The 13,415-nt window shown below is 42.2% G+C and carries 11 protein-coding genes; 8 read left to right on the top strand and 3 right to left on the bottom strand.

Features of this window, described 5'->3' with window-relative positions; genetic code table 11:
* The first annotated feature begins 47 nt into the window (after nt 1-47).
* The 5 genes from F7734_RS34505 to F7734_RS34485 all read left to right on the top strand — a co-directional run bounded on the left by F7734_RS34505 (nt 48) and on the right by F7734_RS34485 (nt 8,984).
* Nucleotides 48-1,361, top strand: coding sequence for a Fis family transcriptional regulator (locus tag F7734_RS34505; RefSeq protein ID WP_155749028.1), 1,314 nt, complete (start codon nt 48-50; stop codon nt 1,359-1,361).
* Nucleotides 1,354-4,893: a hypothetical protein gene (locus tag F7734_RS34500; protein ID WP_155749027.1), complete on the top strand. Its 3,540-nt coding sequence runs from the start codon at nt 1,354-1,356 to the stop codon at nt 4,891-4,893. Before F7734_RS34505 ends, F7734_RS34500 begins: the two co-directional genes overlap by 8 nt.
* A complete protein-coding gene (locus F7734_RS34495) occupies nt 4,883-7,717 on the top strand; it encodes a DUF3962 domain-containing protein (protein ID WP_155749026.1) in 2,835 nt (944 codons plus the stop codon). The genes F7734_RS34500 and F7734_RS34495 overlap by 11 nt, the downstream gene beginning before the upstream one ends.
* A gap of 206 nt (nt 7,718-7,923) precedes the next feature.
* Nucleotides 7,924-8,214 carry a hypothetical protein gene (locus tag F7734_RS34490; protein ID WP_155749025.1) on the top strand — a complete coding sequence of 97 codons (291 nt, stop codon included), beginning with the start codon at nt 7,924-7,926 and terminating at the stop codon, nt 8,212-8,214.
* A 17-nt stretch (nt 8,215-8,231) separates the two neighbouring features.
* Entirely contained in the window at nt 8,232-8,984 is a 753-nt protein-coding gene (locus F7734_RS34485; RefSeq protein WP_166482332.1) for an ATPase, T2SS/T4P/T4SS family, read from the top strand.
* A gap of 10 nt (nt 8,985-8,994) precedes the next feature.
* Here the strand turns inward: F7734_RS34485 and F7734_RS34480 are convergent, their stop codons facing one another.
* Nucleotides 8,995-9,738, bottom strand: coding sequence for a PEP-CTERM sorting domain-containing protein (locus F7734_RS34480; RefSeq protein ID WP_155749023.1), 744 nt, complete (start codon nt 9,736-9,738; stop codon nt 8,995-8,997).
* 264 nt (nt 9,739-10,002) lie between these two features.
* Between F7734_RS34480 and clpS the strand changes: the two genes are divergently transcribed.
* Both clpS and F7734_RS34470 read left to right on the top strand, forming a co-directional pair.
* The gene (gene clpS, locus F7734_RS34475) at nt 10,003-10,317 is read left to right on the top strand and encodes an ATP-dependent Clp protease adapter ClpS (RefSeq protein WP_155749022.1); all 315 of its coding nucleotides are present in this window, start codon (nt 10,003-10,005) and stop codon (nt 10,315-10,317) included.
* 11 nt (nt 10,318-10,328) lie between these two features.
* A complete protein-coding gene (locus F7734_RS34470) occupies nt 10,329-10,622 on the top strand; it encodes a DUF2103 domain-containing protein (protein ID WP_155749021.1) in 294 nt (97 codons plus the stop codon).
* 110 nt (nt 10,623-10,732) lie between these two features.
* Here F7734_RS34470 and F7734_RS34465 read toward each other — a convergent pair whose 3' ends face one another.
* Nucleotides 10,733-11,053 (bottom strand): hypothetical protein, encoded by a 321-nt coding sequence (locus tag F7734_RS34465; RefSeq protein ID WP_155749020.1) that lies wholly within the window; start codon nt 11,051-11,053, stop codon nt 10,733-10,735.
* Between the two features lie 434 nt (nt 11,054-11,487).
* On the opposite strand from F7734_RS34465, the gene F7734_RS34460 reads away from it, so the two are divergent.
* Complete coding sequence (locus tag F7734_RS34460) at nt 11,488-12,480, top strand: M48 family metalloprotease (protein WP_155749019.1); 993 nt, start codon at nt 11,488-11,490, stop codon at nt 12,478-12,480.
* Between the two features lie 91 nt (nt 12,481-12,571).
* Here F7734_RS34460 and F7734_RS34455 read toward each other — a convergent pair.
* Nucleotides 12,572-13,415 (bottom strand): VWA domain-containing protein (locus F7734_RS34455; protein WP_207714283.1); only part of this gene is annotated, 844 nt, incomplete at its 5' end.

Raw genomic sequence — 13,415 nt, 5'->3', positions numbered from 1 at the left:
AGGGGGTGCCAGAATTAGTCAACTCAGCACAAGTAGGAAGGTGAGTGATGAAAGTCACCAGACATCGAGATAAAATCCTAGAGGCACTGCGAGAATGGTTTCGCATCCACAAACAGGCACCTACCCTAGAAGAGCTGTGTGCTGAACTAGGGATGCAACCCCGTCAAAGAGCAACGCTTCAGCGTTGGTTGCAGACAATGCGAGGTATCGACGTGGAATGGGAAGATAATGCAGCCCGCAGTCTTCGCTTGCTTACCCCCGATTCGGAAGTTGAATCTAAACCGCAAATACCCGTAACGGAAACATTGCGGTATCTGGCGACTGGCTTGGCAGAGTGGGAAAAACGAGAACCACTGGAGCAGTTGCACATCCCAAAAGCTCTCCGCGTTGGGATGTCTAGAATGTACTTAACGTCTTTGCTCTCTGGAGATGAACTTGCTCCCTCAAATCTCCCAGAATTTTTTAAGTGGGCAAAAAAACCAGTCGTTGAGTGGAAACCCGCAGCAGAGATTAAAAATCTTTCGTCAGAAGTCACCCTCATAGAAGATGGATTGGTTTCCGACTTTGCCCTACAGTGGCAGGTTACAGGTTCTGATGTAGAAATGCAGGTGCAAGAGAAAGTCCTGCACGATGTGCTGCAATACTGTCGGGTAAACCAGCTAGAAGAACAATATCGCACCTTGCGGAAGCTGATTATTGAGCGTCCCGTCCTCCCCTACTCCGAATATCGCCGCCTCCTATCTTCAACCCAACTTAGACCTCTCCGCGATTTTTTGCTGCAAATCTATGTGGATTTGGTTGATTTAGCAGGTGATAGGGATTATCACTTTTGCCCGCGCTGTAAATATATAATGCGTTCCCGTCGAGATGGGACTCATAGCTGCCGTAACATGACTTGCGAACAACTCAGCGCCAAACACCATCTTCCACCGTTACCGTCAGTTCCCAAACAGGAAGCAGAAACGTGGAAAGCTGTTACCCCTGGCGTGCATCGGTACGGGACACTACCGGGACTTTGGGAAATTCATCTTGCAGAATCCCTCACAAAACTGGGGGTGCGCGTTACTCTTTGGCCCGAAATCGATGAATTTGACTTACTTGTGGAGTTTAGCAAGAAAGTTCGGTGGGCGATCGATGTTAAGGATTGGTCGTACCTGGATGAAGATCGCTTGCGAAAGGTGGAGTACCGCTTTGATACAAATGAAACTTTTGTGGTCTTTCCTGATGAACGAGAAGAAGCATTGCGGATCGGAGTGCAACGCCAACATCTCGAACCTGAATTAAGCGGTGTGCGCTTGAAGCTCTTTAGCGAAATTATCTTCCAGGCTAAAAAAATTCTGGAGAAGAAAAACCATGCGTAACATTTCTCAATGGAGCAAACCATTACGTGAAGCTCTTCGCAAATCACAGGACTTAAAAGCTTATGTGGAAGAGATTTTGCCTGATGCAGACGCTCATATACAGCAGCGAGAAATAGCGCGTCTAGCCCAACTGATTGCTGAGGTAGAATTGGGGTTAACTTTACTGATGGAGGTAGCCCCAGAAGAAAAAGCAACTTCCGTATCAGCGTTGCTTTTGGGATATCGTTTCCCAGTTAAAGCATTTGAAAGTAAAGAAAATTGGCTACTTGCACAAAAAGCCCGTTTCTACCTGGTGCGTCGTAAAGGTGGGCAATGGGAGCGTTCTTTGAGTGAATACATTAAGTTACCTCAGATTATTAAGATATTTAGATTAGCAGACACAAGTAGTGCCCCCCAATTGACCCCATCTAGCACTTACCCCCATCGCTTAGAGCTATATCGTCAAACACTTTCAAAAACTCCATCACATAAAAAACGAAAAGTTCAATTAGCGACTTCTGGGTATTGGTACGCCAAGATTTCCGATCGGGCTTATAGCCCAGTGGAGGTTCCCATCAATATTCCTGAAGCTGTAGCTAATCTTGCTCCCTCGCCTCAGATATCGTTTCATCGCACCCGCAAGGCTATTAACCCTAGCTGTACCGTTACCTTAGAAAAGTTGTGGGAAGATGCCTTGGAAATGGATAAAAAACTGGCTGAAGCCAAGTACAAACCAGAAAATTATCATAGCCGCCTTAAAGGAATTACCATTCGCTTATACGACTCATCAACAAATGATTTCCAACCTTCCCAACCAGATACTGAACTAGAACTAGAGAAACTTGTCCACATTGTCGGTTTATTGAACGTGGGCAAATCTACATTGCTTGATATTCTTATTTACCACTTCGCCAAACGGGGATATCGCTGTGCGTTACTTGTTAATGATGTTGTCGCCGCAGTGCGCCTCGCCTCCCTATTTCAAGATGGATTGAAAATTCCTGCGGCTCCCGTACTCGGAAGCAGCAATCGTTTTCAACATCTGGAAAAAGTTTACGAACCAATTTTGGCTACTTTGGGTGATGATATAGAAAAAGGAGCAACACATCCAGCATGGCGTTGGTTTAGTCCCGTCTGTCCCTTGTTAGCTCTTGTGCAATCAGAGGATAAGTGGGAGTTTGGCGACGAACCCTGTCACAACCTTTATCAAAAGCAAACTGCTACCAACAATGGCAACTCTAATGGAGAAGACGATGAGGAGTTGGAAGATTTGGAGGAGGGTGAGTCTGAAGATAAATATACCTGTCCCTTGTATTACAACTGTCCGCGTCATCAACTAGAACGAGACATTGCTCAAGCTTTGGTGTGGGTGTTAACCCCAGCGAGTTTCATTCATACTCGCGTTCCTTCTCAAGTTTTTGTAGAAAAACTGACTTTCGCTGAAGCCGTTTACCGCGAATGTGATTTTCTTTTTGTTGATGAAGCTGACAGAGTACAGGTGCAGTTTGACGAAGCTTGTGCTCCGGATGAAGTCTTAGTCGATGCTTCAGGAAATTCTTTATTAAATAAGTTAGGACTCAAATTCGCCACCGCTATTTACAATTCTGACCGCCGCAACATGGCAGCTGAACTCGTTGCAGTGGCGAAGAGAGCCAATGACTACGCTCAAATTGCCACTGACCTGATTCTTCCTCGGCTTCACAATCAGCCAAAACTTGTGGAATGGTTGGGACAAAACCCCTTCACGGGTCGTTCGCTGTTCGCCCACATTATCCATGACATCTTAACACCGGAAACAGAAGACAACGAAGCGTTATCCAAGCTTACACGAGCCGAACGCAGCAAAGAAAGGCGCAAGCGGATTGAGGCTGGTTTACCTCCGGAAGAGGAACGCGATCGCCGCAAAAAAATCATGCGAACACTGGAGGGATTTTTGCAAGCTCCCCTGAATCGTCGCAAAGGAGGAGAACTTTCCGACCTTGCCTTGACCCTACTGAGTGCCGAAAGTGACGTTAGGGCATTGGCTGAGGTTGCGGATTGGTTACGCAAATGGCTGGAATCAATGGAAATTTCTCTCACATCTCAAACCAAATTTGAGGAAGCCACGCGCCACCTGCATTTAGCTATTCTTGTGACGGTACTCAACGACAGGCTGGGTTTCCTAGTTGATAACCTGAGCGCACTCACTCGCTCGCGTGTTCTTGACCTACACGACACTAGCCTTGCCCTTGTGTACCGTCCACCCCGCGACTACCTCCCGGTTGTGCCATCTTCACCAGTGGGGAACATTCTGGGCTTCAGATATACACGCGATCGCAGTCACAAATCTGGTGGCAAGTTGGAGTATTTCCGCTACGTAGGAGTAGGTCGCTATTTACTCCTACATTTCCCCAATCTCTTTGCGGTTGACGGTTGGGATAGTCCCCATACGGTTCTGATTTCAGGGACTAGCTACGCTCCCGGCACTCCCGCTTATCATATCCGGGAAAACCCTACTATTTTGCTAGAACCCGCTAGCAATAATAACACGGCAGGTGACGCTGGCATTGGTGAAAGTGACTTTTTCTTCAGCCCGCAGCGCGACGCAGTTGGAAAGTATATCTCCCTATCAGGACTGCCACCTGCTAACAGAAGAAAAGCTGCTGACGATATGGTGAAGGCAATCTGTAACAACACAGCCCAAGCCAAAAGCTTTCTCGCTCAGTTATTCGAGACGTTAAAAAACCTGGAACAAAAGGATTCAGAACGGTGGGGCGATCGCCAACGCTTGCTGTTGATTGTTAACAGCTATAACGAAGCAGAGTGGGTTGAGTTGATTTTAAAACCCCTCTACCGCGTTGAACATCTTGAAGGCATTGCCACCCTGCGTCGAGATAATGCTCCGGCTCACTTAAATGGTATTCGTCGGGGGAAAATTCGGGATGTTAGCGCACTCCCCACCCAGATTGTTATTGCTCCTTTGATGGCACTAGAGCGGGGTCACAACATCCTTAACGAGAACCGCATAGCTGCATTTGGAGCAGCCGTGTTCTTGAGCCGACCGATGCCAGTTCCTGATGACTGGCAAACCACTGTCCAACAACTCAACAATTGGGCGCTGGAGAAATCTTGGGATTCCAGCTTGTACGAGCCACTGCAAAAGCGAAGCAATGCTCTCACACTGGCAAATGTAGAAAATGAATTTTACCAGTATGCGGTAGCGAAAATGCTCGACTTGAACTGTCGGGCGATGTTCTTCAAGCAACTAACTAATGATGAACGTTCTATACTTTGCTGGACTCAGTTGGTAAGTATTTGGCAAATCATTGGGCGTTTGGTACGAGGTGGTGTACCATGCATTATTCATTTTCTAGATACCAAGTTTGCACCACTATCGGTTGAAAGCAAACTCGATAGTGAAGCCACCTCTCTTTTAGTAGGGATTATCAAAGAACTTCAACTTGCTATCGAGGCTGAAGGAAAACAACCTTGGGAAAAAACTTTAGCGCGATCGCTCTACGGCGCTTTCTTCAACGCACTCAAAAAAACAAAGGAATTACGTTATGACCTTTAAACATATTCTCCCTGGGGCTTGGGAACTCACACAAGATGTGCAATACGAGCTTTTTTCTCTCCTGGTGCCTACTCCATGGCAGCAAGTCGCTAAATCTCTCGCTCAAAAACGTGTCAAACTTCTGGGTAGAGGTTATCCCTCTGTCCCCGTCTACTCCCTCGACCGTATCATAGCTGCTAGCTTTCCAAACATTATCACAACAGAACGTAATGGCTGGCAACGTCCTGGTGTACCTTGGCTCCTAGCAACAGAACGCGCCGATCTTTTTGATTTGCCTGGGTTTATCAAAGATTGGCTGCGCGAGGAATTTAGCAATTGCTTGGGTGATGATGAGGTAGAAACTATTCTCGACAAACTTGATGATGATACTTGGGAGTGGGAGGACGAGCCAAGAATTTATCCCTTGAGATCTCAGGAAAAAAATCAGTACGGCATTGATATTCTCTTTCAGGCGATACCAGATTTTCTGGCGGTTGAATTTCTGAAAAACCCAGAAGTCACTTTTGGCGTAAATAATCAGTACCAACTAACATTTTATCGAGTGGTCAGCCTTAATGGAGGAGCGGAACTGATGTCATGGCCTCCCAATCAGATTCCACTCATTAAAAATAACAAACAACTAGGAACAGCAGACATTTCGTTTGTCATCCGTTTCAACTTGCAAACAGTCCCTTGGCGCAATGAGCCGATGATTTACCATCAACTTTCGATTCGACGCTGGATCGCTGAGCCTCTAGAGCGTTTACCGTACCGAGGCGCGACTGCTTATATTGGGGATAATCGTCGGTGGTTAGATGGCAAAAGCCAACCATTCTGCTTCATTCCTTTGTCGATAAAGCAAACGATGACACAATTCAGTAGGGAACCGAGATGGTCTAGGGCTATTAACGAGTTACTGAAAATGAACGACTCTCCACTCCCGGACCCTAACATCTTAGCCAATGAACCAGTTTATAACTGGTCAGCAATTGGTGAAGATCCCAATGATATACAAGCTGCGATCGCCTACGATTCTCGACATCGCCGCGATGTCCCTTGTCTTGCTGGTGTAAGTCCACTGGATTTAGCCCGTCTCGATAGTGCTATTCAACATAAGATAAACCAAGAAAATGTTCTTGTTCGCCGAGTTGGTGAAGCAGTGAAATTACCTACAGTAAGGAAATCGGGTACAGATGTATTTTTCTGGGAAACAAGAAAATCAAAAAAGAAAGGTAGTCCAGAACCAGAAAACCGTAACGATTTATCTACACCAATGCAGCGACCAAAAATCGCAGCACCCGCAACATTTCGTTCTTCAGAGAATTCTCCCAACACGATACTGATTCTTTGGGAAACCCAAGAATGTCGAGATGCATTAATTGCTGAAATTCGGGAGTTACTTTTATTGTCACCAAAAGGGGAAACAAAAACATATGAAACCCTGACTGGAGTTACAGGAGAAGAAACTATTTATGAAAGTCCTTACGGTTGTTTGCGTATCAAAACTCAGCACGTTTTAGACCTCACACAAATCTTTGATATTGATAATCCTTCAGTAGAAGGTAAAAACAGACAACAACGGCGCATGAATTTGTTGGAGCAGCGCATTCATCAGGTTATTTCATCTTTACCCAAACCAGAGAAACTCAGTGGTACATTAATAGAAATTCAGCGCAAACCTTTTATAGCAGAGTCAGATCCAAAGTTAGCATTGCGAATTGGAACAAGGCAGGCAGGTTATGTCAATCAGCACATCCACGGTTTAACCAGTCGTAAAAAGGATGGCTCTGAGTATATAACCAAAGATGCTCCAAATCGAGTGCAAAAAGCTGTATGCGACTTACTACGACAATTTGGAATTTTGCCTGTTCCTTTAATCGATATTACAAAGGATGAAATAGATCCAAATATGTGGCTGACTTGTTTTCATGTTTTACGCCGCACCCGAAAAACAACAGCTAATAATATGGCTTCTAGTGTGGCGCTCGTGGTACGAGTTAACCCAGTAACAGGAATCGTACAGATCACTACTCCTTCTTTATTTCCCAAGCTAGGCTGGGTATCGTATCCAGACGGACTTGGATACCTCCTCCATGAAAAATGGGACCCTAATTCCTATGCTGATGAAACGACTGATGACATGAGTGATAAACAACAGTCTAGCGATATCAAAAGCGAACAACAGTTTTTCAATAAATTCGTTAGTGACTGTTTGTGCAAGTGCTTGGATACCCCAATTGAAGGGGAAAAACTTCCCCGCGTGCTATTCATGGCGGAAGCAGAAAATGCCCGCAAGATGCTGACATGGCTAAAAAACCCAGAACTACTTACCAACAATTTACCTGATGCACTGAAACGGCACATGACAGAATCTGAAATAAGTCGTTTGTGGGTTGTGCGATTGCGAGTTGCTGGTCATGGAGATGAAGTCCCTGTATGTGTTGTTAAGGGTTCTCCTGGTAGCCGAACGAGTGGACTATTCTGTTGGCAGGATGTTTGTGATGATGGGGAGACAGCGCTTTATCTAAGTGTTAGAAAACTGCTCAATACCGAGCAAGGTACAAACACATTAAAACCGAAACAGTCCCGGCTTGATAATGGCAGCCTACAAGCTGGTAACCCCAAACCATTAGAAATAGCTGTTGTTCATCACCCAGGAATTGACTGTGACAAGTTAGCTCGCTTCGTCCATAATCTTAGAGACCGATGGCCGTATTTTGCGAACGAAGTCTCTTTGCCGTTACCTTTTCCTTTTGCTACTCTAGCCAAAGAGTATGCAGTTAGTGCATTGGATGCAGCAGAATCCCTTGACTTAGAAGAGGAGGACAATGAAACCAGTTTTTAACATCCAACACACAACCAGTACAAAATTACACAAAAAGGGAACATTTCGCAGTCATTAGAGTTAAAAGTGTTGAAAATTACTGAATTTCTTCAAATCTTGTAACTCTGTTTAGTTAAATGGCGTTCTGTAAATAAAAATTTCTAGTTGCTATTTATAAGAAAAGCGAGGGAAGTATTAGCTATGTAGTTCTTGAAAAGAAAAGCTATATGGCAACTGGCAATGTTAATGATTTAGAAATTTTGACTTTAGAGCAATTTCTGAAGAATGCACAAATACAAAAAGCTTCCGATGTTCATATAGCAATTGGTGATGTTCCTTATTTTCGTATCCAAGGAATATTAGAAGCAAGTTCAGAACCTGTAGTCAATGAATTGACATTTTGGAATTGGGCAGAAACCGTTTTTAATGTGAATGAAATTAAGCAAATAAAATCTGGTTCTCCTATACAAATTTTTCGTCAATACCCTTTTGTTAATGTTTCTGTATCATGTTTTTGACTTTGCAGAGTGCTGTGATGGCAATTAGGTTTTTACCTTCTCATATCCCTACATTTGAGAAGCTAGGAATTCCTGTAGCATTAAAAAATATCTGTCAGCAGTCACAGGGATTAATTTTGGTTACTGGTGTAATTGGCAGTGGTAAAACGACAACTTTGGCTAGTCTTGTAGATTATTTGAATCGGGAAATGAGCCGAAAAATATTCATTATTGAAGAAGCGGTGACTTATGTATATCAAAATCATCAATTCTTAATTAACCAATGGGTGGTGGGAACACACACTCCCAACATTGTTCAAGGAGTGTTAACAGCATTAAAAAATGATGCCGATGTGATTGTGCTCAATGAGTTAAGCGATCGCCCTACTGTTGATGTTGCCTTAAGTGCCGCCCGCTCTGGTACTCTAGTCTTAGCTTGTGTGCAAGCAAGCAGAGCGATCGCAGCAATTCAAGAATTATTCAGTCTTTACAATACCCAAGAACAGGATTTTATTCGCTTCCGTCTGGCTGATAGTTTGAAAGCAATTCTTTCTCAACGATTAGTCCCTACCCTTACTGGGGAGTACAAACGTATAGCCATTTTTAACCTTTTGTTAACAACTGGTGTCGTTCGTACTCATATTTTAGAGGGTAGGCTACAGGATTTGTTACAACTTATGCAGCAAGGTCAAGAGCTTGGTATGTCTACTCTAGAGGTTGAATTGCACTCAGCTGTTACAATCCGATCGCATTACTCAGGAAATCTTTGCAGAAACCTTACAACAACTTAATTATAATTTTTCATAAAAGTTTGTGTCTAAAAGCTAAACCCGCGCCCATAACAACTAATAAACCCAAAAAAGCTGATGGAGAAGTGGGTTCGGGAACCGACCGAGCAATAGGAACTTGACGGATTGTAAAAGACTGATATAAATTCTTGCCATTCAAATCGTCAGGAATATCAATTGAAAACGTAAAATCAACAGATTCACCAGGAGCAACAGAACCTCCAGACCACTTGAGACTGTAAGAGCCATCGCGATCGAGTTTCCCAAACTTGGAAGAGGTGGGCTGTTCGTCACCATCCGAAACGCTAAAGTCGAAATTTGGAATTGCAAATCCAGGTGGAACAAGAATTACCTCAGGCGATCCGAAGTTATCATTAACTCCAAATCCAATCTGAAAGGTAAAACCATCCCAGGTAGAGCTTGTATTATTGACAACTGTTTGAGTGAAGAAATACTCTGTTATCCCTCCTGATGGTTCAACGAATACACGAGTATCCACTGAGTCAGTCGTTTTAAAGGTTATGGGAGTACAAGACAAACCAGGAAACTTGGTGATTTGATTCGGGCTTGGGGCTATGCTGTTGTCATTATTTGGGTATGGCGTAACCACAGCAGTTTGAACTTGAGCACAAAAGACATCACCAAGACCAAGCCCGGTGGGCGGACTGATACTAGTAATGGTGCGTGCTTGTGCAACTTCACTAAAACACAGACAAATTGCTAAGGTAGCTCCGAGGATTGTGGTGATTCGTGTCATTTTTAATTGGGGTAGTTGGCAACGTTCGCACTCTAGGTCTAAGTGCTTAGAAGTATACAGGTATAATTTAGACTTGACAATTTATCGGAGCAATCTGAGGAATTTACGCAAACAGCAGGAATTAATTAATAAAGTGACTGAGAAACGATAGCCCTGCCCGATCTTCCAAGAATTTTTTTGCTTGTAAGAACCGATAGCAAGCGCTTAATGAATTAAACTAGTTAATCGTAATGTAGTTTTGTTAAGCTTTTGGACAAGGTAATTATGGCTACCAGACTTTCAACAGCGGCAACAGTACCAACCATAGCTCCTGAACGGTCTAGTCAAGTTACTTACAAGCCATATCCAAATTATAAAGTTATAGTCTTGAATGATGACTTTAATACATTTCAGCACGTTCACGACTGTTTGGTGAAGTATATTCCGGGTATGACTAGCGATCGCGCATGGGAACTGACTAACCAGGTGCATTATGAAGGGCAAGCCATTGTTTGGGTTGGTCCGCAAGAACCTGCTGAACTTTATCACCAACAGCTGCGTCGAGCTGGATTAACAATGGCTCCTCTTGAAGCAGCGTAACAATAAAAACAATGACTAAACCCACTGAGGGCAGGCTTGTCTGGAATCACTCAACCCACATCAGCGGTCTCATCCCAATCCTAGAACGTCTGATTAAACAGAATGGCATTCAAACTGTAACACCTGGGGTGCTCGGGCGAGTAAAAGGTCACTGCCCTCATTTACAGTTGCGGGTATCTGTACCAATCCGGGGTGGCTTTAAAGTCATTGCACGTCATGGTAAAACAGTGCAAGAAGTGTTTATTCTAACGAACTTAGATAAAGAGCAACTCGAAGAGACGATTTCGGTTGCAATGAGAAAATGATTATAGGTTAGTTGTTAGTTGTTAGTGGTTGGTGGTTGGTTGTTAGTAGTTAGTGGGACAACAAATAACCACTAACTACTAACCAATAACCAATAACTAATAACCAATAACTACCCCTGAACACGACGCATTGCCAGTTTGTGTAGCGGTAAACTGACAACGCAAGAAAATGTTAAGAAATATGACAGTGCTGTTGTGATCCTCAAAGTCATCAGTAAAGCTTCCCAATCTGGTAAAACTACTTTCTCAATCGCAAAAGCAACGCAGTAAACCAGCCAGTACGAAAAGCTCATTCTAAACAAAACTTTCTCTGTTTCTTCTGCTTCATCGTTATTTTGCTTGCGTTCCCACAGTAATAGCAGACCAACAATACAAGCCACAAAGGAAACGGCAACTACAGAATCGTGACAGATGAAACTTAATGATTGCATTGGTATATATCCCGTAAAGATTCTATTGGAGATTAGTCTAAAGGAATAGGCTTTTAGGATATGCAAATAGTAACAAACTGAAATAGATTACTGCCGTTTTTGTAAACAAATAAAAAGATAAATAAATAAAAATTGCTCATTTGGGAATGAAATCAAACTAAGCCCTAGTAGGGTAAGCAATGCCCACCGTTCGATATTGGTGGGCTTTAGCCCTACCTACTTTTTTTCCAGATAGGCGTGTTTAAATTCTTTTATACACTACCGCGAATATACTTAAATTTGTGAAGTTATTAAAAACCAAAATATCCCCACGGTTCCATAAAATTTTAGGAAATAATTCGGTAGATGCCCAAAAAAGTATGTAATATTATTTACGCAATAGTGTTTTTATAGAAATCTCAAAAAATGTCGCTGAGACACTAAGGTTGATTGTTATGCTTGCTTGGAAAACAAAACTTTTAACTATCTGTTCTTTATGTTCGCTATTTTTTCCCACTACAGTGCCTGTTTTGGCACAAACGACTGTAGAAAATACCCCAACTACCACTGCTTCTGGTGTCTATCAACAAGCAAAAGAAAAGCTGCCTTCTGACCTGTATGCTATTTACCGTATTGTCGATCGCATTGCTCGTGCTAATGAAATTGATAGTCATCCTTGGCAAGTCAAGATTGTACGAAAATATGACATTTATAGCTTTGCAAGCGAAGAGAACTTGATAACAATTCACAGCAGTGTTCTTAACCAATTGGTAGCTGATTCCTCAGCCCTGGCTTGTCTGGTAGGTCATGAAATGGGTCATCATGTGAAGCGCCATACAGTTGTTGGTGAAACTCAAAAGGCTGAATTGCTTGCCAAAATTAAAGAGGAAGCCGAGCAGGAAGTTTTGGGGACAAAAAAAACTTCATCTACAGAGTCAACAGTGAGCTATGTTGGAGGTGCGATCGCCAACCATGTCTTACCCGGATTTCTTGGTAACTTAGTAAACGGTGTTCTAGAAAGAAGAAATACCAATAGAGCACAACAAGTAGAGAAACGTATAAAGGAGATTATTGCTCAAAAGACAGAAGATTTAAACCAACGCCTTGCATTACAAACCAAAGAGCAAGAATTAGAAGCAGATCAAATGGGTTATCTCACCTCTATCCGTGCGGGTTTTGAGCCAGAAGGATGTTTGCGAGCATTAGATATTCTTGCTAAAACTCCGGAATTTGAAACCGCGATCGCACCGACATCGATAAGAATAGAGTCGTTGAAAGATTTCATGACAAAAAACCCTCCTCAGACGTTAGCACAGGAAGGAGAAGCACGGATTTCTGCAACACAACCTTTAACCTATGACTTGTCGAAAAATGGAGAGTCACTCAAAATCAACTCCCGCCATGGTGCTTCAGTCGCAGATGATATTGATGCAAAGTTTGGGAAATGATAGTGGTTAGTGGTTAGTAGTTAGTAGTGAACTACTAACTCATGCTTGCTGTACGGACAATGGGGGTTATATCTAGGAAAGCTAAGTTTTCTCATTTTTGTTTAAGCTCATTTTCCAACACTTTCAGAATATTCTCCATTTCATCGGCAATATCAAAACCAACAATGTCGCAGGGTTTTCCATGTTTATTTTTATTGTTAATAGCATTTTTATTTAGTTTTTCAAAATAATCTTTATTAATCTTATTTTTTATTTCACTACCTACACCAATAATGAAAATCTTAATATGTCGTTGGTCGTCAAGCTTTTTACAAGTGGCTTTAATAAGTTCTTCAAATTCTTCTCGATCGTCAAACTGACCATCTGTGTAAATAATAAAAAACGCTGGTTGAGGTTTGGGTTGATCTTCCTCGTCAAAGTATATATCAAGAAAATGTTTTAATGTAGGTACAATAAATGTTGCTTGATCGGGTTCGTGTTCTCTAAAAATATTCTCTACTTGGCTAATATTCCTGACTTTAAAAATCTCATTATTAAATTTATTACGACTGAACAAACAAATAGAAATTGAATCAGTAATTTTTTTCTTAAATATACTATTTACATGACCCATAACCATTTCTCTCAGACTATCCCAACGGCTCAAATCGCTGTTAGCTGCATCCTGTTTGGCCATAGAGCCTGATTGATCTATAAGCAAAAACACATTTCGATTATGAAGTTCATCGAGCGTTAAATCTACCATAGAGACCTCCTGTTTAAATTCTTCTAATAAATTTTTTTCACTGGATAAAGTGTGTGACTTATTTTGTTTATGTTTTCTATCTTTGATTGTTGCAATAATATTATTCAAAAAATCAAAAATACATTTCTTTATATCATTATAAATAAGCCTTCTTGTTTTTAAAATAATTCTACTATGATTATAATAATTG

The sequence above is a fragment of the Scytonema sp. UIC 10036 genome (assembly GCF_009725235.1).
Note: the sequence above shows the minus strand (reverse complement) of the source record. Positions and strands in the feature narration are given on the sequence as shown.

What these genes read in the sequence shown, in the direction of transcription:
- F7734_RS34505 (WP_155749028.1), top strand. Translation starts at nt 48, where the DNA reads ATGAAAGTCACCAGACATCGAGATAAAATCCTAGAGGCACTGCGAGAA.
- F7734_RS34500 (WP_155749027.1), top strand. Translation starts at nt 1,354, where the DNA reads ATGCGTAACATTTCTCAATGGAGCAAACCATTACGTGAAGCTCTTCGC.
- F7734_RS34495 (WP_155749026.1), top strand. Translation starts at nt 4,883, where the DNA reads ATGACCTTTAAACATATTCTCCCTGGGGCTTGGGAACTCACACAAGAT.
- F7734_RS34490 (WP_155749025.1), top strand. Translation starts at nt 7,924, where the DNA reads ATGGCAACTGGCAATGTTAATGATTTAGAAATTTTGACTTTAGAGCAA.
- F7734_RS34485 (WP_166482332.1), top strand. Translation starts at nt 8,232, where the DNA reads ATGGCAATTAGGTTTTTACCTTCTCATATCCCTACATTTGAGAAGCTA.
- F7734_RS34480 (WP_155749023.1), bottom strand. Translation starts at nt 9,738, where the DNA reads ATGACACGAATCACCACAATCCTCGGAGCTACCTTAGCAATTTGTCTG.
- clpS (WP_155749022.1), top strand. Translation starts at nt 10,003, where the DNA reads ATGGCTACCAGACTTTCAACAGCGGCAACAGTACCAACCATAGCTCCT.
- F7734_RS34470 (WP_155749021.1), top strand. Translation starts at nt 10,329, where the DNA reads ATGACTAAACCCACTGAGGGCAGGCTTGTCTGGAATCACTCAACCCAC.
- F7734_RS34465 (WP_155749020.1), bottom strand. Translation starts at nt 11,053, where the DNA reads ATGCAATCATTAAGTTTCATCTGTCACGATTCTGTAGTTGCCGTTTCC.
- F7734_RS34460 (WP_155749019.1), top strand. Translation starts at nt 11,488, where the DNA reads ATGCTTGCTTGGAAAACAAAACTTTTAACTATCTGTTCTTTATGTTCG.